The 24,098-nt window shown below is 31.3% G+C and carries 25 protein-coding genes; 20 read left to right on the forward strand and 5 right to left on the reverse strand.

Annotated features, from left to right (window positions below; all coding sequences use genetic code 11):
- Positions 1-107: 107 nt before the first annotated feature.
- The 3 genes from KTC94_RS11670 to KTC94_RS11680 form a co-directional block, all read right to left on the reverse strand.
- On the reverse strand, positions 108-593 hold the full coding sequence (locus KTC94_RS11670) for a dUTP diphosphatase (RefSeq protein ID WP_165411764.1): 486 nt from the start codon (positions 591-593) through the stop codon (positions 108-110).
- Positions 594-672: 79 nt separating this feature from the next.
- The gene (locus KTC94_RS11675; RefSeq protein WP_216302113.1) at positions 673-1,221 is read right to left on the reverse strand and encodes a 2'-5' RNA ligase family protein; all 549 of its coding nucleotides are present in this window, start codon (positions 1,219-1,221) and stop codon (positions 673-675) included.
- Positions 1,222-1,259: 38 nt separating this feature from the next.
- A complete protein-coding gene (locus KTC94_RS11680) occupies positions 1,260-1,808 on the reverse strand; it encodes a hypothetical protein (protein ID WP_216302112.1) in 549 nt (182 codons plus the stop codon).
- Between the two features lie 248 nt (positions 1,809-2,056).
- Between KTC94_RS11680 and KTC94_RS11685 the strand changes: the two genes are divergently transcribed.
- From KTC94_RS11685 to KTC94_RS11765, 17 genes are all read left to right on the forward strand, one after another.
- Positions 2,057-2,215, forward strand: coding sequence for a DUF1540 domain-containing protein (locus tag KTC94_RS11685; protein ID WP_165411761.1), 159 nt, complete (start codon positions 2,057-2,059; stop codon positions 2,213-2,215).
- Between the two features lie 222 nt (positions 2,216-2,437).
- A complete protein-coding gene (locus KTC94_RS11690) occupies positions 2,438-3,694 on the forward strand; it encodes a UDP-N-acetylglucosamine 1-carboxyvinyltransferase (protein WP_220319887.1) in 1,257 nt (418 codons plus the stop codon).
- Between the two features lie 25 nt (positions 3,695-3,719).
- Entirely contained in the window at positions 3,720-4,505 is a 786-nt protein-coding gene (locus KTC94_RS11695) for an MBL fold metallo-hydrolase (protein WP_216302111.1), read from the forward strand.
- 142 nt (positions 4,506-4,647) lie between these two features.
- Complete coding sequence (locus KTC94_RS11700; RefSeq protein ID WP_216302110.1) at positions 4,648-5,211, forward strand: GerMN domain-containing protein; 564 nt, start codon at positions 4,648-4,650, stop codon at positions 5,209-5,211.
- A 125-nt stretch (positions 5,212-5,336) separates the two neighbouring features.
- Complete coding sequence (locus KTC94_RS11705) at positions 5,337-5,834, forward strand: SEC-C metal-binding domain-containing protein (RefSeq protein WP_216302109.1); 498 nt, start codon at positions 5,337-5,339, stop codon at positions 5,832-5,834.
- A gap of 248 nt (positions 5,835-6,082) precedes the next feature.
- Positions 6,083-6,697 carry a TetR/AcrR family transcriptional regulator gene (locus KTC94_RS11710; RefSeq protein WP_220286240.1) on the forward strand — a complete coding sequence of 205 codons (615 nt, stop codon included), beginning with the start codon at positions 6,083-6,085 and terminating at the stop codon, positions 6,695-6,697.
- A 41-nt stretch (positions 6,698-6,738) separates the two neighbouring features.
- Entirely contained in the window at positions 6,739-7,623 is an 885-nt protein-coding gene (locus KTC94_RS11715; protein WP_216302107.1) for an ABC transporter ATP-binding protein, read from the forward strand.
- A gap of 5 nt (positions 7,624-7,628) precedes the next feature.
- Positions 7,629-8,426 (forward strand): ABC transporter permease subunit, encoded by a 798-nt coding sequence (locus KTC94_RS11720; protein WP_220286241.1) that lies wholly within the window; start codon positions 7,629-7,631, stop codon positions 8,424-8,426.
- A gap of 50 nt (positions 8,427-8,476) precedes the next feature.
- Complete coding sequence (locus KTC94_RS11725; protein WP_220286242.1) at positions 8,477-9,274, forward strand: ABC transporter permease subunit; 798 nt, start codon at positions 8,477-8,479, stop codon at positions 9,272-9,274.
- An 87-nt stretch (positions 9,275-9,361) separates the two neighbouring features.
- Entirely contained in the window at positions 9,362-9,484 is a 123-nt protein-coding gene (locus KTC94_RS11730) for a hypothetical protein (RefSeq protein WP_258876412.1), read from the forward strand.
- A 2-nt stretch (positions 9,485-9,486) separates the two neighbouring features.
- Complete coding sequence (rlmH, locus tag KTC94_RS11735) at positions 9,487-9,966, forward strand: 23S rRNA (pseudouridine(1915)-N(3))-methyltransferase RlmH (RefSeq protein ID WP_220319886.1); 480 nt, start codon at positions 9,487-9,489, stop codon at positions 9,964-9,966.
- A 287-nt stretch (positions 9,967-10,253) separates the two neighbouring features.
- Positions 10,254-11,120 carry a phage holin family protein gene (locus tag KTC94_RS11740; RefSeq protein WP_165411753.1) on the forward strand — a complete coding sequence of 289 codons (867 nt, stop codon included), beginning with the start codon at positions 10,254-10,256 and terminating at the stop codon, positions 11,118-11,120.
- 231 nt (positions 11,121-11,351) lie between these two features.
- Positions 11,352-12,554 carry an NAD(P)/FAD-dependent oxidoreductase gene (locus KTC94_RS11745; RefSeq protein ID WP_216302095.1) on the forward strand — a complete coding sequence of 401 codons (1,203 nt, stop codon included), beginning with the start codon at positions 11,352-11,354 and terminating at the stop codon, positions 12,552-12,554.
- A 110-nt stretch (positions 12,555-12,664) separates the two neighbouring features.
- A complete protein-coding gene (locus KTC94_RS11750; RefSeq protein ID WP_220286245.1) occupies positions 12,665-13,153 on the forward strand; it encodes a MarR family transcriptional regulator in 489 nt (162 codons plus the stop codon).
- Positions 13,154-13,236: 83 nt separating this feature from the next.
- Positions 13,237-14,415 carry an ArsA family ATPase gene (locus KTC94_RS11755; RefSeq protein WP_220319885.1) on the forward strand — a complete coding sequence of 393 codons (1,179 nt, stop codon included), beginning with the start codon at positions 13,237-13,239 and terminating at the stop codon, positions 14,413-14,415.
- Positions 14,416-14,640: a hypothetical protein gene (locus tag KTC94_RS11760; protein WP_220319884.1), complete on the forward strand. Its 225-nt coding sequence runs from the start codon at positions 14,416-14,418 to the stop codon at positions 14,638-14,640.
- Positions 14,641-14,659: 19 nt separating this feature from the next.
- Positions 14,660-15,853: an ArsA family ATPase gene (locus tag KTC94_RS11765; RefSeq protein WP_220319883.1), complete on the forward strand. Its 1,194-nt coding sequence runs from the start codon at positions 14,660-14,662 to the stop codon at positions 15,851-15,853.
- Between the two features lie 124 nt (positions 15,854-15,977).
- Here the strand turns inward: KTC94_RS11765 and KTC94_RS11770 are convergent, their stop codons facing one another.
- The gene (locus KTC94_RS11770) at positions 15,978-16,436 is read right to left on the reverse strand and encodes a GyrI-like domain-containing protein (protein ID WP_216302090.1); all 459 of its coding nucleotides are present in this window, start codon (positions 16,434-16,436) and stop codon (positions 15,978-15,980) included.
- A 72-nt stretch (positions 16,437-16,508) separates the two neighbouring features.
- Positions 16,509-17,480, reverse strand: a complete 972-nt coding sequence (locus KTC94_RS11775; protein WP_220319882.1) for a YafY family protein — start codon at positions 17,478-17,480, stop codon at positions 16,509-16,511.
- A gap of 373 nt (positions 17,481-17,853) precedes the next feature.
- Here KTC94_RS11775 and KTC94_RS11780 point away from each other — a divergent pair, with 373 nt between their 5' ends.
- The 3 genes from KTC94_RS11780 to KTC94_RS11790 all read left to right on the forward strand — a co-directional run bounded on the left by KTC94_RS11780 (position 17,854) and on the right by KTC94_RS11790 (position 24,087).
- Positions 17,854-19,872, forward strand: coding sequence for a hypothetical protein (locus tag KTC94_RS11780; protein WP_220319881.1), 2,019 nt, complete (start codon positions 17,854-17,856; stop codon positions 19,870-19,872).
- Positions 19,873-19,918: 46 nt separating this feature from the next.
- Entirely contained in the window at positions 19,919-22,126 is a 2,208-nt protein-coding gene (locus tag KTC94_RS11785; protein ID WP_258280604.1) for a glycosyl hydrolase family 18 protein, read from the forward strand.
- A 101-nt stretch (positions 22,127-22,227) separates the two neighbouring features.
- The gene (locus KTC94_RS11790) at positions 22,228-24,087 is read left to right on the forward strand and encodes a glycosyl hydrolase family 18 protein (RefSeq protein ID WP_220319880.1); all 1,860 of its coding nucleotides are present in this window, start codon (positions 22,228-22,230) and stop codon (positions 24,085-24,087) included.
- Positions 24,088-24,098 lie beyond the last annotated feature (11 nt).

Genomic DNA, 24,098 nt, shown 5'->3' on the forward strand with positions numbered 1-24,098 from the left:
TTACAATCACACTCCTCTAGAGTAGTTTACCCAGAATGTGTTATAATATTAAAAAAATATAGTGAAAACCTTTCAGAAGAAAGGTTTTCACTATATTTGAATATGAATTAGTATCCATTATCCTGTCTTTCATGATTAATTTTATTTTTATAGAAATATGCATTTTCAATATCTTCTTCTGAAAATCCTAGATTTTGACCTAAACTCAAAAAGTTTTGAAAAATATTTAAATAGTTATCAAGAGAAGAACAAATTATAAAATCTGAAATATTTGTATACACAGTTAAAAACTGCTGAGATAATTCAGAGGTAATACATTTAGTATTCAAAGTAATATCTTGAAAGTTTTTTTCTATTCCGAGGCTTAAAATAAAGTGTATACAATCAACATATTCTTCAAGAATTACATCGTTACTTGAAGGTTTCTTTGTACTCCAAAATTTAAAACAACGAGTTTCATTCGCGAGTTCGCCTAGTTCCACTTGAAGGGAAAGTATTTTTTTTTGTAATAAGGGTACTCCTTCAAGGTTATGTTGCACTTGAATTCTATGGTCTAAAGTATTTTGCATCTGGAATAATTTTTGTAAATTCATATTTGAAACCGCCTTTTTACTGAATTATGTATATTCATTTTAATCGATATTAAGGTGCAAGAAAATCGAATGATATATTTTATAGAATATATTTCTTAGTCACCATTTCATCATTGTTATTTATAGGTTTCCAAAGTTCGACAGTATCCACTGTGATAGTTCTTGAGAAATTTTCATCCTTGGCTGAAGCACAAGCTGCTAAATATTCACTATTAGACCATTCTCTATCAGCAAAAGTTGTGTTAGCTAGTGAGATATGCAAATTCCAAGTTTCAATATCATCTCTAACCTTAAAGCCATGTAAATTTAAAATTGAATTTATATCTTTAGATAATTGATATATAGTGCCTTCATTACCAATATTTAAATTTACAGACTTATAGGGAGGGTCAAAACATATCACACCATTCAATTCAACTTCAAATTTAGTATAATTCTTAAGAATGTTTTTTAAAGCAGTATCCAAATCGTAAAGATTGGGATTAGTTATTATTTCTAGAGTTACATGAAGCATAGGTAAATTAGCATCAGACTTGTATAGGTTATACTTTTCACAGATTGCCTTTTGCATAGATTCTATATATTTATAAGAAACTTTATCAAATAAGCCAACCAAGTAGTAAATCATTGTCATCCCCCTCAAACCTAAAATATAACTTTATGTTTTTAGTATTCCCTTAGCTCATAACTTTTAACTAGCATTTCCTTTTTAGTACTAACCTGTTTCCACAATTCAAGTTTAGAAACCTTTACAAACTGCAAGAAATCATCCTTATCTAAAGCGTCATTAATAGAAATTGTACTTCCGTTATATGACTTTTTAATGATGTGATTGGCATTAGCTAATAGAATATTTAAATCAATATTATAATCATCACTTTTAACGTTAAAACTATGTAAATCTAAAGTGTCTGTAATATTTCTTGCTAATCGAGAAATATATCCTTTATCTTCAACATCAAGATTAACTTGACTTAAATTTTCGTTTAAACTAATACTATTATTTATGCCAACTTTAAATTTTTTATAAGGAGATAGAATTTTAGAAACAACAACATCTAATTTTTCTAAATCAGGATTAATTATTGAAACTATAGGTATAAAAAGATTAGGAGAACTCTTATATAGTTTATATTTTCTACAGATATTTCTTTGAATATTTTGAACTGTAGAATTAGATAAATCATCAAATAACGCAACTAAAAAATATTTCATATGTTTCCTCCAAGCAAAATTAATAACCAATGTTGGTTAACATTATTTTGAGTAAATTATAAGTGTATTATAACATAATTTTTAGGTTTTGTATTTCCTGTGTAAATTTATGTATGAAGATTTGTTTGTAACTTATTAAGGGGAAAAAATGAAGATGTTATAATTCAAATATTTTTGTATTGTTAGCATAATTATTTTTGATTATGCTAACAATAGTTTTATAATTAATAAAGGGAGGTGCTTTTCTTATGAAACATAATGACAGTATAGGTTGTACCGTAAATGAATGTGAATACCATTGTAAAGATGATAATTACTGCACTTTAAACAAAATTGAAGTTGTAAAACATGAAAGTGTTGCTAAAACACCAGAATGTACAGACTGCGGAAGTTTTAAAACAATATAATAAAGTTAAACAATGTAAAGATCACTCGTGGAAGCACGGGTGATTTTTTACGTTATTTTTTTTGCAAAGTATAAATATTGTAAGAAATTCTGTGTTTAATAAAATAATATCGTCTAACATTTAAAAAAAATGTTAAAATATAATGTTATTATGGTATAATTCAATTGTATGTATAAAAATGAAAGTAATTAATATATAATGCATAGTGAGGATGATACAAATATGGATAAATTGGTAATTAACGGAGGCCAACGTATTTTTGGTCAGGTAGAAATAAGTGGTGCAAAAAATGCAGCAGTAGCAATTTTACCAGTAGCTATAATAGCAAGTAAGGGTAAATGTATCATTGAAAATATTCCTAATATAGAAGATGTAAATTGTATAGAAAGAATATTGGAAAATTTAGGCTGTGAAATTAAAAGAGAAAAAAATTCAGTTTCTATAGATAGTACAAATATAACTAGCATTGATGCTAACACAGAAGATGTAAGAAGAATGAGAGCTTCCTATTATTTGATTGGTGCGCTTTTAGCTAGGTTTAAAAAGGCTAGGGTAGAGCTTCCGGGGGGGTGCCCTATAGGTGTAAGACCTATAGATCAACATATAAAAGGGTTTGAAGCACTTGGAGCAACAGTAGTTATTGAGAATGGTGCTGTAAACATTCAGGCAGATAAACTAATTGGAACTAGTATTTATTTTGATGTTGTTAGTGTAGGTGCAACAATAAATGTAATGGCCGCTTCAACGCTTGCAGAAGGTACAACTATTTTAGAAAATTCTGCAAAAGAACCACATGTTGTTGACGTAGCTAACTTTTTAAACTCTATGGGAGCTAATATTAAAGGGGCAGGTACGGATGTTATAAGAATTATAGGTGTAAAAGAATTAACAGGATGCAACTATAGTGTAATTCCAGATCAAATTGAGGCAGGTACTTTTATGATAGCGGCTGCTGCTTGTGGTGGGGAAGTAACTATAAATAATGTTATTCCAAAACATCTTGAATCAATTTCAGCAAAGCTTATGGAAATGGGAGCAGATGTACATGAAGGTGGAGATAGTGTTACTGTTAAATCTGAAGGAAGACTCAAGGCTGTAAATATTAAGACTTTGCCTTATCCTGGATTTCCAACGGATGTCCAACAACCAATGAACACATTGTTATCTGTTTCAGAGGGTAGAAGCATAATAAATGAAAGCATTTGGGAAGCTAGATTTAAGCATGTGGACGAGCTTAAAAAAATGGGCGCTAATATAAAGGTTGAAGGAAGTGTCGCTACGGTAGATGGCGTAGATAAACTTATAGGGAAAGTAGTTATTGCATCAGATTTAAGAGCGGGAGCAGCTTTGGTTATAGCGGGGCTTATAGCAGAAGGTACTACAGAAATTTTAGGCATAGAGCATATTGATAGAGGATATCCAAATATTGAAGAAAAATTTAGAAGCATAGGGGCGGATATAAAAAGAGTTACTATGTAACAATTTGAAATTAAAGGAGACAATTATGATATTCTGTCCATTATATAGTGGAAGTAGCGGAAATAGCATATTTGTAGCGTCAGAAAATACAAAAATTTTAGTTGACGCTGGTATGCCAGGTAAAAGCATTGAAAGCGCACTTAAAGAAATAAATCAAGATCCTAATGATATTGATGGCATTTTTATTACTCATGAACATTCTGACCACATAAAGGGTGCAGGAATTATTTCTAGAAGATATAATATACCGATATATGCCAATGAGAATACTTGGGAAGCTATGAAAATCAAGATAGGTAAGATAAAAGAAAATAATATAAAAATCATCAATAATAATTCTGTGGATATAAAAGACATGCATATAATAAATTATAATATATCACATGATGCGGCAGCGCCTATAGGATATGCTTTATATAGTGGTAATAAGAAGGCATGCATAGCTACAGATTTAGGATATTTCTCTGATGAAGTAAAGAATATGATAAAAGATGCAGATGTAATTCTACTCGAGAGTAATCATGATGTGGAAATGGTGAAATTTGGTCCATATCCGTATCCGTTGAAAAGAAGAATATTAAGTAATATGGGACATCTATCCAATGATGCATGTGGGAAAGCTATAGTAGAAATAATGAATGATAAGCAAAAACATATTTTTTTGGGACATTTGAGTAAAACTAATAATTATCCTGATTTAGCCTATCAAACAGTGGTCAATATACTCAAAGAAAATCATATTGAAATAGGTAGGGATATTTCTTTGAATTTAGCTAGAAGAGATATGCCAAGTGATGTAATCAACTTTTAACAACATTTCAGAAGGAAAGTCACTTACGTCTATAAGCAGGTGTTACATAATATAACGAATATAAACTTTAGTGAGTGCCATAAATCTCCTTTTGAAGTCGTTAATTAGGCCACTTTAGTGGATTATTAAAGGGAGGTCAAATATGAAAAAAGCAATCAAAATATTATTATGTTCATTGCTAGTTGGCTCAACAATGTCATTTTATGGGTGCGAAAAAAAAGATGAGAAAAGTGTCACAAATAAAGAAAAGCTTCAAAATCTAAACCTGCCCCTAGAAAAAGATGGATTTATCCAATTGGGTGTTTATTTTGATGGCACTAAAGAGGGTTCTGATGTAGGAGTAGTTAAAGATGAGAGACTTATTAATAAAGAAGAACTTATCGGGGAAACTATTATGCAAGAACTTGTAAAAGGGCCTACTGTAAAAAGTGAGCTAAAACCAATACTTCCTAAAGAGACTAGGATATTAAGTTTTTCTATTAAAGATAATATTGCTTATGTTAATTTAAGTAAAGAAGCTAAAATAGATATGACAGAAACAAAAGAAAAAAGCTGTCTAAAAGGGATATCGGCGTCATTAACTCAATTGTCATCTGTAAAGAAAGTAAAGATAACAGTGGAAAATAGGAATATTGATACTATAGGTGGAAATTTTGATATATCAAAGCCTTTTAGTAAAGAGGACCTAATTCCAATTAAAAAATAATAGGTTAGTTGTAAGAAATTCTGAAAGTATATTCGATTTAACAATTTTATGTTGAATGCTAGCGAAATATTTATTAAAATAATGTAATATAACAAAATATAGTATGATTCGGAGGAGAATAGAGAATGAGTTTATATAAAGAGTGGACAGATATGGTGGTTGATTATGTTAAACGTAAAGGAGAACCTGCATTTTGGCATGATTATGGGGAAATAGAAAAACGTGTCTATACAAAATTATTATCAAACCATAAAGATGAAGTTAAGGGTACAATGGACGAGCTTGCAAAATACTTTGATGTATCTAACATATATTTCATGGGATTTGCTGATGGGATAAACGATAGTCTTTTAGACCCTATAAAACTAGAAGAAACTGAAAGTGATACAAAAGTAGATTTCAAAATAGATTTTGAAAAACTTTATTTCAATATGCTAGACGCAAAAGCAGATTATTTATATGAACTTCCACAATGGGAAGGGATTTTTTCAAAAGAAAAAAGAAGAGAAATTCAAATAGCTTATAGAGATTCCAAAATGGTGGTCAATAACGACAAAATCGGAAGAAATGACACTTGCCCCTGCGGAAGTGGGAAAAAATACAAAAAATGCTGTGGGAAATAATATAGTATAATTATGTAAAACAATATATGAATTGTAGTAAATAAAACTTTGCACTTTTGTGGTAAGTTTTATTTATTTTTTTTGCATTTTTTTATAATTTAATCAATTAGATGCTATTCTAATAAAAGGATAAATATATTAATTGACGAAGATATTGTTGGTAAAATAACAATATCTTTCCTGTGGGGGTTGTTTTTTTCAGTCATCGGGGTAATATTATGACTATACTAATCAGAAAGGAGTTTTTTATGTATCAGATCTTTTATAAATTGGATGAAGAAAAACAAAATAGAATTATTAATGCAGGGACGAATATATTTTCTATAAAGGACTATAAACATGCATCAACAGACGATATTGCAGCGGAGGCTAAAATTTCCAAAGGTTCATTATTTCAATATTTTAAGAACAAAAAGTCATTATTTATTTTTTTATATGAATATGCTATGAAGAATTATGAGAAAAAAGTGTACGAAAAGTTTAATTTTGATGAGAAAGATTATTTTAAAATGCTTACGCAAAGTCTGAATTTTACAATGGTTCTTTTAGAAAAATATCCTTATATGTATAAATTTGTAATTAAAGCGAGTTGCGAAAAAATGCCAGAGATTGCTGACTCAATGAAAGAAATCAATGATAAAATCGAAGAAAAAATGTATAAGCAAATGTTTGAAAAAATCGATTTAAATAAGTTCAAAGATGGCACGGATATTGAAAAGCTAAATAAAATGATTGGATGGTGTTCAGAAGGAATCTGGAACGAAGGTGTTAAAAATCATTCAAGTATGAGCGAAATGTATGAACAGGCACTTGATATTTATGATTTTTATAAAAATGCAGTATACAAGGAGGAATATCTATAATAAACAATATAATTGTATCAAGATTACAGGGGGGATTATTAATGAATGCTATTGAAATCAAAAATTTGACTAAAAGTTATGGTAAAGCAAGAGGTATTACAAATGTAAGTTTTAATGTTGAACAAGGAGAAATCTTTGGTTTTATTGGACCTAACGGTGCAGGTAAATCAACAACGATAAGAACGTTATTATCTCTGATTTATCCTACTAGTGGTAGTGCTACAATTTTCGGTAAAGACTGTATAGAATTTGGTCCTGAGATAAGGAAGGAAATAGGATATTTACCGTCAGAAATTTTTTATTATGATAATATGAAAGTTATTGATTTACTAAAGTATTCTGCTAGTTTTTACAAGAAAGATTGTAGCAAAAGAATTACAGAACTAGCTGAGATAATGGATCTTGACCTCAATAAGAAAATTGATGATTTATCTTTTGGGAATAAAAAGAAAGTGGGTATTGTTCAAGGCCTGCTACACTCACCTAAACTTATTATACTTGATGAGCCCACTAGTGGACTTGACCCGCTTATGCAACAAAAATTCTTTGAGCTTCTTGAGGAGGAGAACAAAAAAGGTGCAACAATTTTACTTTCTTCTCATATTTTAAGTGAGGTCCAGAGGCTATGCAATCGTGTTGCAATTATTAAAGAGGGGAAAATAATAAAGGTTGATAAGATTAGTACATTACAAGAAAGTAACCATAAAAAAATTAAAATTGAGGTAAAATCAAAAATAGATGATAATTATTTTAAAATCAGTGGAGTCGCCAATTTAGATATAAAGGATAATGTAGTAAGCTTTTTGTTTAGTGGTAATATTAATTTTATTATGAAAAAGATTTCGGAAATAGAAATAAGTAATCTTTGGATTGAAGAGCCAGACCTCGAAGAGATCTTTATGCATTACTATGAAAAGGAGGACTAAAAGCTATGAATATGTTTCTTCATGAATTAAAGACTTATAGGAAATCCACTATTATATGGACTTGTTCTTTAATAACACTTGTTATTCTTTTCTTATCAATGTTCCCCGCTTTTTCAAAGGAAGCTGAGGCATTTAAAGAAATAATGAAAGGATTTCCAGAGCCAGTAAGAAAAGCAATGGGATTCTCTGTAGATAGTATGTCTTCTATTTTAGGGTTTTACTCCTATATGTTTTTATATACAACACTTTGTGGTGCCATTCAAGCTATGAATCTAGGAACCTCCATTGTATCAAAGGAAGTTGGCGCAAAAACAGCAGATTTTCTTTTAACTAGGCCTGTTACTCGCAGGGCGATTATGACATCAAAGCTAATGGCTGCATTAACCTGTCTTGTAATTACTAATATAATCTACTTGTTAGCTTCTAGCATTATGGTGTCCATTGTTTCAACAAAAGACTATAGTTACAAGCTATTTTTTATGATTTCTATTACATTGTTTTTCGTTCAGATTATGTTTCTTGCTTTGGGGATTATAATTTCAGTTGTGATGCCAAAGATTAAATCGGTGCTACCTATTTCCCTTGGTACTGTATTTACATTTTTCATTATTGGTATGTTTGCAGCTACATCGGGAGATGCTGCCATGCGTTACGTTACTCCTTTTAAGTATTTTGACGCAAATTACATCATGAAAAATTCAAGTTATGAGGTTTCATTTAGTATAATAGGAATAGGATTTATTGCTTTTGCAATTACTGCCAGCTATTTTATATATTCTAAAAAAGATGTTCATGCTGCTTAGATATGTTAACACTTAATATTTATTAATGAATGATACGAGGGGGTTAGTTTATGAATGTATTTATTGTAGAGATGAGGGCCCATAGAAAAGGGCTTATTATATGGGCTTTTGGTATTTTATTTATGGTTATTGCTGGTATGGGCAAATATGTTGCATTATCAGCCTCAGGTCAGTCAATGAATGATTTATTTGATCAAATGCCAAAATCTATGCAAACAATCTTTGGTATAGGTAGTTTTGATTTGTCAAAGGCTAGTGGTTATTATGGAATGCTCTTTTTATATTTGGCGCTTATGGCAACTATTCATGCTGCTATGCTTGGGGCTGATATAATTTCAAAAGAAGAGAGAGATAAAACTGCAGAGTTTCTACTTTCAAAACCTATTTCAAGAAATAAAATCATAACATCAAAACTATTGGCAGCCTTTGTGAATGTTTTAATATTTAATATTATTACTTTGGTTTCTTCGATCATTGTGGTAGGGAAATACAGTAAAGGGGAAGCAGTAACCACAGAGATAGTAATCTTAATGAGCGGAATGTTTGTTTTGCAGCTTATATTTATGTTTATTGGCACGGCCATAGCTGCAATAAGCGAAAATCCAAAGACTGCAACATCAATATCTACAGCAGTTCTTTTAATAACGTATATGTTATCTATGGCAATAGACTTAAGCGGTAAATTTAAAAATGTTAAATACTTTACACCATTCAAATATTATGAAGCTAAGAATTTGATTAATGGTGGTGGTTTTCAATTGAGTTTTGTAGTTTTATCAATTATAATTATTTCAGCAACCATAAGCATCACATATGTGTTTTATAAGAAAAGAGACTTGAGCATATAGAATGCCATTCGAATTTTAGTTATAACATGGGGGTTTATCCATGTTATTTGTTTTTAACGACATTCCAGCTCCGCAGGAGATGATTTAATGAGAGTTCAGAAGGTGGATAGCTGCGCAGGTAATGATTTGGTTTGTAATTTTGAAATATGTCATGCAATCTTATATTATATTTATGATAAATGTAATATAAGTGAAATAAAGGAGAGCTAAAAATGAATATAACTATAATTTGTGTAGGAAAAATAAAAGAAAAGTATTTAAAAAGTGCTATAGATGAATATACAAAAAGATTATCTAGATATTGTAAACTTAATATAATTGAATTAAGTGATGAAAAAACTCCTGATAATGCCTCTGAAAAGGAAGAGGTTATAATAAAGGACAAAGAAGGAGAGGCAATAGTTAGAAGCATAAAGGATAATGTGTTTGTAATTGCTCTAGAGCTAAATGGAAAGACGTTATCCTCAGTGGAGTTGTCCAATTATATAAGGGATTTAGGTATAAGAGGTGACAGTAATATAGCTTTTGTTATTGGAGGTTCATTGGGACTATCTAAGGCTGTTTTAGAAAGAGCTAATTATAAATTATGCTTTTCAAAGATGACTTTTCCACATCAATTATTTAGAGTAATGCTACTGGAACAGGTTTATAGAGGGTTTAGAATAATAAGTGGGGAACCGTACCATAAGTAACAGAGAATTTATTTGTGGAAGTTCACCTTGCTTAATACGAGTTTATCGAAATCTGTAGATGTATTCTTAAAGTTATCCACAACCATAGTATGAAACCTCCACTTTATCAACATTTTATTCATATTAGTATACAGTCATTTGTCATCTCCAACTAATATTATTTAGAATATGGATAAATATATCTATGCCAGTACTCTTAAATGTTGCATATATTATATGGAACAAATAATTTGTTTTAATTATTTGTCCCATGTTTATAGTTGTCTAGTATTAATGGAGATGAGAAAATGGACAAGAACAACATTTTTTTAAAAATATATGGAATATCTGGAATATTGGGCATCCTTTCTAAAATATTCACAAGCATACAAACTTCATATACTATACTTTTGGTGCTTATTAGTTTAGATACTATTACAGGAATATATACTGCTATAAAATATAAAAGGTTTTCAAGTGTGGGATTACGTAAATTTACTAAAAAAGTTAGCACTTATACACTTTCCATAATTACAGTTAAATTGTTAGAGAATATTATAGTTCCAATAGTAAATACAAGCATGTTATCTCAAATTGTTATAGCTTTTCTAGCAATTACAGAGAGTATAAGTATTTTAGAAAATCTAACATTAGTCGGAGTGCCTATACCTTCTAATTTTTTACCTTTATTGATTAAGACCTTAAAGATACCAGGATTAAATAATTTGTTGGAAGATTCGAAACACAAGAAGGAAGAATCCTCTGCTATTGATGATATTGATGATATAGTAAATTATCAAATTCCTACTTTTGAGGATAAATATATGAGGATGTTTTTAGAAATTAAATATGATGTATGGAAGTCTATTATTAATCAAATCATGCTTATAAATGAAACTATTCAGGATAATCCAGATATTTTGTTTTGTAAGATACTATCATTAGTAGAGTTAGGCATTAACGATACGAATAAGAGATGGGTAGAAGAGAAAATTCCAATTAAATATATTGAAAAAATATCGCAAGAACATCAGTCTAAAATAGATAAGTGCATAGAGAAGCTAAAAATCATTTGTTACTCTGAGAAAACTACAGGGGAGAAAAAAGATCAGATTATTGATTGTATTCTAATAGCTTTATATCAAACAATAATTGATGCACGTAAAATGATATAATAATAAATCCTAGCTTCATTTGAATTCTAGGATTTATTATTAGTATAATTACTACTATAAATAGAATAGAAGGGAGGGATTATTATAGATGAGTCACAATTATTAAAAGGCATTTTAGAAGGTAGCGTATTAAGCATTATTTTTCAGGGTGAAACTTGCGATAAAAATATTATGAGGATTTTAAAAAAGTGTATTAAAGGACTAAAAAATGAAAATTAGTGAGGTGTGTTTATGCTAAAAGTTATTGTTGTTGGAGGAGGACCTGCTGGTATCATGGCAGCTATCAGTGCAGCAAAAAATAGTGAAGTTATATTAATAGAAAGAAACAAAGAAATTGGTGCAAAGCTAAAACTTACGGGTGGAGGCAGATGCAATATTACAAATAATAGAGATATAGAGGAATTTTTTGATAAGATAGTAAGTAATAAGAAATTTCTATATAGCGCTCTTTATACATTTTCAAATAATCAACTTTTAGAATACTTTAAAGGAATTGGATTAGAATATAAGGAGGAGCTTGACCAAAAGATATATACCAAAAGTAATAGGGCCGATGAAGTTATAGAATTACTGAAAAATGATTTAGAAAGAAATAATGTTAAGATTATGTATAACAGTAAGGTTCAAGGGTTGATAGTTGAAGATGGACAAATTAAAGGTGTAGTAACGGATGATGGCAAGCGGATTTTAGGCGAAAAGGTAATTGTTACAACAGGAGGAAAGAGCTACCCAGATTCTGGTTCAGATGGTTCTATGTTTGAAGTATTAAGTAAATGTGGACACACTATAACACCTTTATACGCAGCATTAATCCCATTAGTTATAAAGGAAGAGTTTGTTAAGAGTTTACAAGGCGTTGCAATGAAGGATGTTGTAGTTTCAGCTAAGATTAAAAAGAAGAGTATAGAAAAGTTTGGTGATATGATATTCACTCATTTTGGAATATCAGGACCAGCAGTGTTAAAGCTTTCATCTTATATAAGCAAAGCTTTAGGAGAGGGAGAAGTACAAGTTACTTTAGATTTTTTAAGAAATAAGTCTAAGGAGGAAATATCAGAGATTATGTGGAGCAATCCAAATAAGACTGTACTTAATAATTTAAAAGGCATTCTTCCACAAAATTACTTGAAAGAAATATTTGATATGTTAGGAGTAACAGAGGTTAAGATTAATGACTTAAAGAAGACTGATGAGAATAAGATAATTACTTATATGAAGGAAATGAAACTAACAGTTAGAGAAACTTTATCGATTAAAGCAGCTCAAGTAACTTCAGGTGGAGTTAAAGTTAAAGAAATAAATGCTTCAACTATGGAATCAAAACTTATAAAAAATCTTTATTTTGCAGGAGAAGTTATGGATATTGATGCTGAGACAGGTGGATATAATCTTCAAATGGCATTTTCTACAGGATACTTAGCGGGAAGCAATTAAGCACAGAAGGGTACATGTAATACTTTTTCATGCAATTTTATTGACAAGAAAATACTTCGGTGATAGAATTAAAATATAATTCGTAACAAGAACTAATTCGGAGGAAGTTTATGGATATAAACAAAATAGAGCAAATTATTTTTAATCATATTGATGAGTTTAAGGTTTTGTTTTTTCCAGAACAGTGGAGTGATATATTCTTAGATTTTTCTAAGAATGAAATATTAGCATTATTATTCTTGCATCGAAAAAAGAATGCTAATATGACGGAAATAGCAGAGTACATAAATGCTCCATTAAATACTGCCACAGGGGTTATCGCTAGATTAGAAAAAAAGCTAATGGTAGAAAGAATAAGAAGTGCAGAGGATAGAAGAATAGTTTTAATAACCCTTACAGAGGTTGCAAGTACTGTGATTGAGAAGGAAAAGGCTATGATTGTTAAATATTTTATTGAGATTTACGGAAAGCTTACCGAGGAGGAAATTTCTTCAGCTTTAAGTATTTATAACAAAGTACTGGGAGTTTTTAAGGGAATTAAGAATCCAGTTAAAGAAGATGTTCCTGTTAAAAAATTAAGAAAAATAATTATTGAATAGCTCAGTGAACCTGAGTTATTTTAAGAAGAAATACTTCGTTAAAAGAACTATTCAATTAAAGAATTAAAATTAGGAGGGTTGATATGAAAAGAATAATTATTTTTACTGGAAAAGGTGGAGTGGGTAAAACAAGCGCCGCAGCAGCTCATGCACTTAAGGCTTCAATAGAGGGAATAAAAACTTTAATTGTTAGCACTGATATGGCACATAACTTGAGTGATATTTTTATGCAACAAATAAAGAATGAGCCTACAGAAATGCGGGAAAATTTATGGGGGCTTGAAATTGATCCTAATTATGAAATGGAGAATTATTATGGGAGTATTCAAGCTGCTTTTAAAAAAATGATGGTTTTTAAAGATGAAGAGCAAGCAGAAAGTTTTGAGGATATTGTTGTGTTTCCAGGAATGGAAGAGCTATTTTGTCTTTTGAAAATTAAAGATTTATATGACAAAGGTACTTATGACCTAATAATTGTGGATAGTGCACCCACAGGAGAGACCATATCCCTTTTAAAATTTCCAGAGCTTATGAGTTGGTACATGGAGAAATTATTTCCCATTGGAAAGGTTGCAATGAAAGTGCTCAGACCTATCTCTAAAATAGCATTTAAAATAGAAATGCCTGATAAGCAAGCTATGAATGATATTGAAAAACTTTATATAATGCTAACAGATCTTCAAAACTTATTTAAGGATAGAGAGAGTTGCAGTATAAGATTGGTTACAATTCCTGAAAAAATGGTTATTGAAGAGACCAAGAGAAATTACATGTATTTAAATCTTTATAATTTTAATGTAGATGCAATATATATTAACAGGATAATACCCCAGGATATAGGTAATGAATTTTTTGATGAGTGGAAATGTATTCAAAGAAAGTACATGGAAGAAATAGATTCAGTATTTTTGAATTTGCCGAGGTTCAAAATTAAATGGTATGAGGTAGATATTAATGGAATTTGCGGCTTAGAAAGGATAGTTGTGGATTCTCTGAATGTTAAGGATATATTTAAGGTTCAAAAAATAACCTTTAACGAGAAATTTGAAAAGGTTGAGGGTGGTTATAAGCTTCAAGTTTATGTGCCTTTTGGAGATAAGAAAGACTTAGAACTGTATGAAACTGGTTCTGATATATCCATAAAAATAGGCAATTTTAAGAGGAATATTCCTTGTCCAAATTCACTGAGAAAATACTCAATAAGTAAAGCTGATTTTAATGAGGATTATCTATCTATTTATTTTGATGAGAAGGTGGATTAGATGAATGGTGAAATAATTAAAAAATTGATAAGAATAGAAAAACTTAAATATGAGGTTATAAAAGATGTTTTGCCAGAAAAAATCTTGCACAAGATCAATAACTTTGAGAAGGAAGCAATTATCCTTATTAAGGATATTGGATTGCATCTTATTAACGAGGGTTGTGAAAAAGCGGAAGAGGAAGCAAACCAAGAGATTAAAAAGGTTAAAGTAGATTTTTTATAATTGAATTGGAGGGATTAAAATGAGAATTATTTTATATACAGGAAAAGGTGGAGTTGGAAAAACTAGTGTCGCATCAGCCACAGCCTGCCAGATTGCAAAGCAGGGGAAAAAGGTGCTTATAATGAGCACTGATCAGGCTCATAGTCTTTCCGATGCCTTCGGTGTAAAGCTATCGAATACACCTACCCAAATTTCAGAAAATTTAGAAGCTATAGAGGTGGATGCTCTTATTGAAAATGAAGCTATTTGGGGGAATATCAAAGGCTATATAGAAAAATTGATGCTTTTAAAAAATGCAAAAACCATTGAGGTTGAAGAATTACTGGTTTTCCCAGGGTTCGAGGATCTGATCTCCTTACTTAAAATTAAACAGATTAATGATGAAAATAACTATGAGGTGTTAATAGTTGATTGTGCTCCTACTGGCGAAACTATGTCGCTTTTGAAGTTTCCAGAGCTTTTCAAGTGGTGGATGGACAAAATTTTTCCTATGAAAAGGAAGATGGCAAAAATCGCAAAGCCAATAATTGAGCATACAGTAAAGATTCCGCTTCCTGATGAGAGAACTTTTGATGAAATAGAAATGCTATATAAGAAAATTGATGAACTCCATAAGTTAATGCTCCAAAAGGATAAGGTAAGCCTTAGAATAGTTACTACTCCAGAAAAGATTGTTATCAAGGAAGCTAAAAGAAATTTTTCTTATTTGCATCTCTATGATTTTAATGTAGACGCAATTATTGTTAATAAAATAATTTCAGAAGAGGGAGGGAAAGGATATTTCGAAAAATGGATGAAGCTTCAAAGTGAAAATCTTAAGGAGATAAGTGAAAGTTTTAGCCCGGTACCAATTTTCAAAACTGAGTTAATGCATAGCGAGGTTAGGGATTATGAGGTCCTATTAAATATGGGAGAAAGTATATTTAAAGAAGTTTCTGCAGACAAAGTGCTCTTTAAAGACAAAATTTTTGAAATTGAAAAATCAAGTATAGATGAAAGCTATTATTTAAATATCAATATGCCTTTTGTAGATAAAAATGAATTAAATTTACTTCAAAATGGAGATGAAATTAGTATTTCCATTAAAAATGAAAAACGAAATTTTGTACTTCCACAAAAATTACAATCAAAGGAAATCATTAAAGCCGGTTACAAGGATGGGAAATTAAGAATACAATTTAATTTTAGGGAGCAAAAAGTGAAATATATTTAGTAGATATAAGAAGTTCTGATTATCTTAAAATCAATATTTTAGCTAGGGTAGCAGGTATAATTCGTTATATGTGATAATAACTCATAATTTGGTGGAAGTCACCCAATTATGAGTTATAAAAGTGTTATTTAATAGGAACACATATGTCAAATTGTCCATTATTCATAAATCTCTCGTCGTACAATTCTAGTAGGGGTCTACAATCAAATTCATACGAAGAGGATGGAATGAACTTTTCAAATACATCATTGTAAAATGCACCTAAATCTTTTATAGCTCCACTATAAGTATACACCATGTACTTACCCTCTGGGACAACCTTTGTTACCATACCTTCAGGTACATCAGAAAAGCTGTCTACTTCGGCGCAAGCAGTATAGTTGAACCTACCTTCTGAATCCATTCCACAATTTCCATAATCACATATACCATAATACAGCATGGACTTGCTTTTTTGCTTTATGTCTCCGCAGTTTTTGTTAAATGATTCCCAAAGAGTAGCAATTTCACTATTACTATTGTTTCCAAAATAAGGTATACCTACAGCCTTAAATCCTTCAAAGCTTACTATTTTTTCTTCCATAATTATTGCCTCCATCCATTTATTTGATATCACAATTATATCAGGGAATCCTTGCCAACAGTATGTCAGGAATTATGTAGCCCTATATAAATTTGAAATTATATTTGTTTTTCTAATTATGTACGATCTAAGCTCTATAGGCTCTAAAACCTCAATTCTATCACTTAAAGGAAAAATTACATTGCAGGCAGTTTGAAAACTTATCATGTCGATATCATAAAACCAATTATCATTAACTCTCATGGAAGAGAGTACACAAAAGCCTTCAAGGGTCTGCTTCTTTTCCTCATAGAATTTAATTTTAACAGGATATGAAGCGTGGTTTACTTTGAGGTAGGACTGTCTCACAAATTGATGCTTACTATTTTCCCAAAACTTTCCCAGGTTAAAGTTCTCATCCATGATGAAGCTTTCATCTAGCACTTCAATACTTTCAATTCTGCTACATTTAAAAATTCTAATCTCATTTTTTAATTCACAAAACGCTACCACATACCACTGAGAATCTTTTACCACAGCACCATAAGGTCTTATAATCCTTTCGGATACTTCTCCGTCAAATTTTTTATAGTGAACTTTTAATTTTTTTAAATTAAGCACTGATTTTTTTATTATATCTACATTCTGATTTTGTATTCGCGTGCCCCACCAAGGTTGCGAATCAATAAAAAACCTTTCCTTAGCTTTAATAATTTCTTCTCTATGTTCCTTTGATACACTATTTTCAAGCTTAATGACGGCAAGTTTTAGTTGCTGCGACATTTCAGTATTTTTTTCTGAGTGTATACCCATACCTGAAAGCAATAGATTAACTACATCACCGCTCGCTAGGTTATTAGAATTGATTTTATACCCCTCAACAAAAGAAAAACCTCCACTAGGACCTGGAATTGATAAAATAGGAATACCTGATTCGCACAATATATCCATATCTCTGTATATAGTTCTTTCTGAGGTTTCAAGTATTTTTGATAAATTTCCGGCTTTCATTATTCCTCGTGTATTAAGCAACATAATAATTCCGAGCAGCCTGTGAAGTCTCATGAAATCACACCCTTATTATTAATTTATTTTATAGATTGAAAAAAGCACTTTAAATCCTTATTAACGATGTCATTTTTTTCCTCATTTGCTATTCTATAAATAGAATAGCATTATATGAAATATGCGTCAATATTATAGGGGGTGGGAATGGGAGCTACTTTACTACCTTATATTATCTATGGATAAATTTATTTTATATTTTAAACCATTATCGACCATTAATTCAAAGAAAACATCGCTTTGAGTATTAAATCCTAGAAGAAAATTGGAAAATAATTAAAAATGACCGAAAAAAGGGAGTGATTTTGGTTGAAACGTGACCTGCTATCATGACATAATAATGGTAATAAATACATATATAAGGGAGAAAAAAATGAAAAGAGGAATTAATAAAAACTCATGCCTATCAGTAATTATAGTAATGTTGTTTTTTATTACTATGATTCCAGCAAAAATTACTTTTGCGTCAGCAGCAGATGCACCAGGGGTAGCATCATTATCTCATGATCAATGGTCAGGTGATTTAGATGGTAATTACAATATTACATTAAGTATGTGGCATGGAAATAATGGGACAAGCTACAAACTTTATGAAAAGATAGGAGGATTAAGTGAATTTAAGGTGGTTGACGAGGGGGATTTAACTGATAACACACCAGCAGCACAATCTAAAGCGATTAGTATTAAAGGAAGAACAATTCCTGCAACATATTTTTATTATGTTGAATTAATTAATAGTTTTGGGAAATCAAAAAGTAATGTAATTGAAGTTTCCGTTGGAACAGCGAATGAAAGTAAAATACTAATTGAGGGCATTGATGGAGATTCTCAAGCGCTTCAAGCAGTAATTACACAGGGTACAAATAAATATAAAGTAGTTAATAATAATACAAAGGAGCCGCAATATAGCGTGAAAATAAGTAATTCATCAGTACTTAAAGCGACTATAGACAATGATGGTAATTTAACATTAGAAGGACTTGCGGCTGGAAGAAGTGGACTTCAAATCCATGAAGCAAGCACAAATGAAACTAGATACATAGGAGTAAAAATTAAAGAGGCTAATGGTGACTTACCGGGTATGCCTAAGTATTTATCTTTAGGACAAGTCTCAGAGGATAAAAAAGGAGATTTAGATTTTTGGAAAGATATAGATATAGATAATACAAATAAGAGAATGGATGTTAGATATATATATATAAATGGGGGACCTCTAGCTAATGGGTGGAGAGAGTGGACAACTGTTGATGGAGATAGGGCTAAGAATTATATTAAAGAAAGTTTAAAGCTTGGAATAATTCCATTCTTTGTTTACTATAACATTCCGGATAGCGGAGAAAACTATGAATTAGATTTAGCCCATATCAATAGTAAGGAATATATGGAAGCTTATTTCAAAAATTTAAAATTCTTTTTAGATATATGTGTTGAATATGGACAAGGTGAAACTATAGGAATGGTATTTGAACCAGATTTCTTAGGATATATGATGCAACAATCTAAGAAAAAACCAAATGAAATATCAGCTTTAGTTGAAGCCGCTTATTCATCGGGTGTGCTACAAAAGGGTGTAGACCCAAAGTTTAATAATACGGTGGAAGGCCTTGTTACTTCTATTAACTATACTGTTAATAAATATTATCCTAAAGCATATAATGGATGGCAATTTAATACATGGGCTTATGAAAACGGAGAAATACCAGGACAAGGCTTAATGCATTTAACTGAAAGAGATGGATGGGCAGCGGGAAGACAACAAATTGAAGCAGTGGCGAAAGAAACTGCTGAATATTATTTAGCAGCTGGAATTACAAGCTATGATGCAGAATTTATTTCTATAGATAAGTATGGATTAGATGGAGGTGTTTGCGAAACAGGAGCAGCTGTAAATCCAAAATTTTCTAAATGGTTTTGGAATGCAGACCTTTGGAATAATTACTTGTTATATACAAAAACTCTTCATGAAACTACAAAAAAGCCGGTTATACTATGGCAAATTCCTGTGGGACATATTAATGGAACTGTTGAAAACAGTCCATATACTGGCAAACCATTTGAAACTTTAACTAACAAGGATACGACAGGTGAAGATTCAGCACCATCATTCTTCTTTGGAGATACATTTAAAGCTGGAAATTCTGATAGAGTAGATTATTTTGCTTCAAATGGGGCTAATGATCCTGATATAAAAAGGCAAGGAGACACTATTACTTGGGGAAGTCATATGGGTGAAGCTAGAGATGCGGGAGTAGTATCAATGTTGTTTGGTGCTGGTGTTAATTCTAGTACTGATGCAGTTGGATCACCACCTACTGAAGATTATTGGTGGATTACAAAAGCGCAACAATATTATAAAAATCCAGTTTATTTAAATAAAACTGTAAATCAATAACTTTTCTGTTAGTGTAAATTTTATAAAAAATAAGGAGGCGCAATAAGTGAAAGTAATCAAATTTAAAAAGGCGATGGCAGCAATTATGGTATCTGTTTTTGCAGTTAGTACATTTGCAACACCGGCGAAGGCAGTTACAAGCGATGAAAAGACGAAAGACTTAGAAAGAAAGGTAGTTGGATATTTTCCAGAATGGGCTTACAAAAGTGAAGTTCAAGGTAATTTCGATGTAGCTGATTTACAATGGGATTCTTTAACACATATCCAATATTCATTTGCAATGGTTGGAGAAGACAATAAAATTGGATTTGGAGATAAAAAAGCAGCTATTGAAGAGGATTTCGCAGATCATAAATTAGAGCATAATGGGAAGGAGGTAAAGTTGGATCCAAATCTACCATATAAAGGTCACTTTAATGTATTACAACAAATGAAAAAACAATATCCAGATGTAGATTTATTAATATCTGTAGGTGGATGGACAGGAACTAGAGGTTTTTATAAAATGATAGATACAGATTCTGGGATTAACACATTTGCTGATTCTTGTGTTGACTTTATTAGAAAATATGGGTTTGATGGCGTGGATATTGATTTCGAATATCCATCATCAGTAGCTACATCTGGGAATCCTGCGGATGCAGATTTATCAGAACCAAGAAGAGCTGTATTAAATGAAAGATACAACGTTTTAATGAAAACGTTAAGAGAAAAATTAGATGCAGCTTCAAAAGCAGATAATGAAAAATATTTATTAACTGCAGCAGTTACTGCTTCATCTTGGGTGCTTGGTGGAGTTCAAGATAATAGATATGCAAGTTATTTAGATTTTCTAAGTATAATGTCATATGATTTTCATGGTGGATGGAATGAAAATGTTGAAAACTTAGCAAATATCTACCCAGATGCAGCTGATAATGAAACTACTGGAATGGCGATGCCAACTCTTAATATGGATTGGGCATACAAGTTCTATAGAGGGGTGCTTCCTCCAGAAAAGATTTTAATGGGAATTCCATACTATACAAGAGGCTGGGAAAACGTACAAGGTGGGAATGGTTCAGGTTTACATGGTAAAAGTAAAACACCTGCCGCAGGAAAGTACAACCTTTGGGGAGATGATGATAATAAAGATGGAACTCCGGACCCTGCTGGCACTAATCCATTATGGCATGTATTAAACCTTATGGAAAAAGATCCTAACTTGAAAATTCACTGGGACGATGTTGGTAAGGTGCCATATGTGTGGCAAGGAGATAAAAAAGTATTTTTATCTTTCGAAAACGAACAATCAATAGATGAAAGAGTTAAGTACATTGGAGATAAAAACTTAGGTGGAGCTTTAATCTGGGTTATGAATGGTGACTATGGTGTTAATCCTAACTATGTTAAAGGTTCAGATAAGACAAACGAAGGTAAATATACTTTCGGGGATACATTAACTAAAAATCTGAAAAGTGGATTAGATAAAATGGGAAATTGTAAAGAAACAAAAGAAGATATTGGAGATGCTCAAGCAATCGATGTTAAAGTTGATACTATTACTAAATATGATCATCCAAATGGAGAAACCGTATTCACAGTAACTAACAATACTGGAGCAACGATTCCTAAGGGATGGGAGATTCAATTTGATATACCTAAATCTGCTTTATACGTTGGAGCGGAAGGAGGAACTGGAACTGTTACAGAAGTTGGCGATTTCTATAGAGTAAACTTAAAAACATCTGGTTGGACTGATATTCCAAATGGTAGGACCGCATCAGTTAAGGCTAAGATGAAGTTATGTTTCGCGGGAGTTAAAAATATAAAGATTAATGGGAAGATTCCTGCTAGTCAACCTGTTAATGGTAATCATCTTCCTACACTTAAAGGTGTTAAAGATCAAGTTATAGTAGAAGGGTCACCTTTTAATATTATGAATGGTATTTTTGCAAATGATGTAGAAGATGGAGATATAACTAGTAGTATAGCTGTATCAGGTGAAGTTGATACAAAAAAGGTTGGAACTTATACAGTAAAATATAGTATTACAGATAAGGGTGGAATGGTAGATAAAAAAGATGCAAAAATATATGTTATTCCTAAAGCTCATTCAAATGCAGCTATTTGGGATGCCGGAACTTTATATACAAATGGACAAAAGGTAGTATATGAAGGTAAGATTTATGAAAATATTTCGTGGTGGACACCTGCTGGAACATTACCAACGAGTGTGTCACATTACAAAGTTATTGTTGATTTATCGCTGTAAAGTAATGCAGATGGTGATAATATCATTGATATATATGACTTAGTTATAGTAGGAAAAGATATGTAATTAAATGAAAAAAATTATTAAGGGGGAGAAAAATCATGTCAAAAAAGAAATTATTTAAAAATATCAAATCAGTAGTAGCATTAGCTGCAATTGCCACGTTAACAATGACAAGTGTTGTACCAGCAGCTACAGTTAATAATTTAGCAGCACCACCACAGGAGGTCGAGCAAAAAGCATCTACTTCTAAACTTCGTAATGTTATGTATTATGGAGATTGGTCAATTTGGGGAGGAGAAGGAAACTTTTTTCCTAAAGATATACCGGTAGATAAACTAACACATTTGAATCTTGCATTCATGGACTTTACTAAAGATGGTGAATTGGCATTTTGTGATAAGGACGCTAATATTGGACATCCACTAGGAAATGCAGGTGTTACGTATGGAGATATTAATGGTGGTATCATAAATGAATACCAATCTTTAAGAGAGAAAAATCCGAATTTAAAAATTGGTACATCTTTAGGTGGATGGTCTAAATCAAATAATTTTACATGGGTAGCTAGAAATCCACAAACTAGAGCTAAGTTTATTAAAAATGTATTAGATTTTATGGAGTATGCTAATTTAGATTTCGTAGATTTTGATTGGGAATATCCAGGCGAAGTTAGGGCGGCAGACAAGGTTGATAACAAAAATGATATGGGTAATCCCGATTCAATTCCGGCAGATAAAGAAAATTATATAACGATGCTTAAAGAATTTAGGGTAGCATTAGATGCAAAGGAAAAAATATTAGATAAGAAATATGAGATGTCAGCAGCGTTACCAATGGCACATGAAAAAACTAATGTTGGTATTAATGTTAATGAAATGTTTAAAATATTAGATTTTGGTAACATTATGACTTATGATGCAGCAGGTGCATGGTCAGATACAAGTGGTCATCAAACTGCTCTTTATGATAATCCTAATGATCCGTTTGCAGGAAAGGGATTCACAGTTGATTCAAGTATTAAGAAATATATTGAACTTGGAGCACCATCAGAAAAATTAGTTATAGGTGCCGCATATTACACTAGAGGCTGGGAAAAAGTTTCAAATGATGTGCCAGATAAAAATCTTCCAGGTTTGTTTGGAAAAGCAACTCAAATAAAAAAGGATTCAGATGGAACACTTTCTTATGGGGCTACCAATTATGCTCCGGTAAAATCGGGAGACGGTGGTCGTAACAGTGGAGTTTGGGGATGGAGAAATCAAGATGAGTTAAAAGCTAAATATCCAGGAATAAAAGAATATTGGGATGATACTGCAAAAGCACCATACATGTACAATGAAAAGACAGGAGCGTTCTTCACTTACGATAACCCAAGATCAATTGCAGAAAAAACTAAGTATGTTAAGGATAATAACTTAGGTGGGATGATTGCATGGATGGCATCTCAAGATAAGCAAACAGATTCAACTAAGAGAGATGAGTTAACAAAAGCAACTAAAGAAGGTTTATTTGGGAAAGATGCATTACCTACTTATAAAATAGTTCAACCAAAAGTATATGCAAAAGCTTCAGTTACTTCAAGCAAACCAGCATGGGGAAATGGAGGTGCATTATCTATTGATTTAAAAAATGATTGTAAAATAGAAACAAGCGGCCAAACTATACAACTTACAGAAACAGCTGCAAAGACTTTAAAGCATACTAAATTATATATAAAAACTAACGGAGTTAAAGTTACTGGAGGAGAATATCCAGCACCAGCAGTTAAAGAAGAAAATGGATACTATGTTCTTTCATTTGATGGGTCAGAACAAAAACTTATAAAGCCAGGTGCTTCAATGAAGTTTAATTTAAGAACTGATAAAGTATTAAATGGATTAGACGGAATAGTAAGTATTGAAATGACTCAAAGAATGCATGCAAATGGTCCAGAATTCGGTAGAGTTACTTTATACTAAGGTGCTGGAGC

Origin of the sequence: Clostridium sp. CM028, from assembly GCF_030585565.1 — a bacterium.
In the GTDB taxonomy this organism is placed as follows: Bacteria; Bacillota; Clostridia; order Clostridiales; family Clostridiaceae; genus Clostridium_AD; species Clostridium_AD estertheticum_B.

Bases quoted from the DNA above. Each gene is read 5' to 3' on its own strand.
- KTC94_RS11720 (WP_220286241.1), top strand. From the start codon at position 7,629: ATGAATATGTTTCTTCATGAATTAAAGACTTATAGGAAATCCACTATT.
- KTC94_RS11790 (WP_220319880.1), top strand. From the start codon at position 22,228: ATGTCAAAAAAGAAATTATTTAAAAATATCAAATCAGTAGTAGCATTA.
- KTC94_RS11675 (WP_216302113.1), bottom strand. From the start codon at position 1,221: ATGATTTACTACTTGGTTGGCTTATTTGATAAAGTTTCTTATAAATAT.
- KTC94_RS11695 (WP_216302111.1), top strand. From the start codon at position 3,720: ATGATATTCTGTCCATTATATAGTGGAAGTAGCGGAAATAGCATATTT.
- KTC94_RS11725 (WP_220286242.1), top strand. From the start codon at position 8,477: ATGAATGTATTTATTGTAGAGATGAGGGCCCATAGAAAAGGGCTTATT.
- KTC94_RS11745 (WP_216302095.1), top strand. From the start codon at position 11,352: ATGCTAAAAGTTATTGTTGTTGGAGGAGGACCTGCTGGTATCATGGCA.
- KTC94_RS11680 (WP_216302112.1), bottom strand. From the start codon at position 1,808: ATGAAATATTTTTTAGTTGCGTTATTTGATGATTTATCTAATTCTACA.
- KTC94_RS11730 (WP_258876412.1), top strand. From the start codon at position 9,362: ATGAGAGTTCAGAAGGTGGATAGCTGCGCAGGTAATGATTTGGTTTGT.
- KTC94_RS11770 (WP_216302090.1), bottom strand. From the start codon at position 16,436: ATGGAAGAAAAAATAGTAAGCTTTGAAGGATTTAAGGCTGTAGGTATA.
- KTC94_RS11760 (WP_220319884.1), top strand. From the start codon at position 14,416: ATGAATGGTGAAATAATTAAAAAATTGATAAGAATAGAAAAACTTAAA.
- KTC94_RS11710 (WP_220286240.1), top strand. From the start codon at position 6,083: ATGTATCAGATCTTTTATAAATTGGATGAAGAAAAACAAAATAGAATT.
- KTC94_RS11740 (WP_165411753.1), top strand. From the start codon at position 10,254: ATGGACAAGAACAACATTTTTTTAAAAATATATGGAATATCTGGAATA.
- KTC94_RS11700 (WP_216302110.1), top strand. From the start codon at position 4,648: ATGAAAAAAGCAATCAAAATATTATTATGTTCATTGCTAGTTGGCTCA.
- KTC94_RS11670 (WP_165411764.1), bottom strand. From the start codon at position 593: ATGAATTTACAAAAATTATTCCAGATGCAAAATACTTTAGACCATAGA.
- rlmH (WP_220319886.1), top strand. From the start codon at position 9,487: ATGAATATAACTATAATTTGTGTAGGAAAAATAAAAGAAAAGTATTTA.
- KTC94_RS11755 (WP_220319885.1), top strand. From the start codon at position 13,237: ATGAAAAGAATAATTATTTTTACTGGAAAAGGTGGAGTGGGTAAAACA.
- KTC94_RS11685 (WP_165411761.1), top strand. From the start codon at position 2,057: ATGAAACATAATGACAGTATAGGTTGTACCGTAAATGAATGTGAATAC.
- KTC94_RS11750 (WP_220286245.1), top strand. From the start codon at position 12,665: ATGGATATAAACAAAATAGAGCAAATTATTTTTAATCATATTGATGAG.
- KTC94_RS11715 (WP_216302107.1), top strand. From the start codon at position 6,739: ATGAATGCTATTGAAATCAAAAATTTGACTAAAAGTTATGGTAAAGCA.
- KTC94_RS11705 (WP_216302109.1), top strand. From the start codon at position 5,337: ATGAGTTTATATAAAGAGTGGACAGATATGGTGGTTGATTATGTTAAA.
- KTC94_RS11765 (WP_220319883.1), top strand. From the start codon at position 14,660: ATGAGAATTATTTTATATACAGGAAAAGGTGGAGTTGGAAAAACTAGT.
- KTC94_RS11775 (WP_220319882.1), bottom strand. From the start codon at position 17,480: ATGAGACTTCACAGGCTGCTCGGAATTATTATGTTGCTTAATACACGA.
- KTC94_RS11690 (WP_220319887.1), top strand. From the start codon at position 2,438: ATGGATAAATTGGTAATTAACGGAGGCCAACGTATTTTTGGTCAGGTA.
- KTC94_RS11780 (WP_220319881.1), top strand. From the start codon at position 17,854: ATGAAAAGAGGAATTAATAAAAACTCATGCCTATCAGTAATTATAGTA.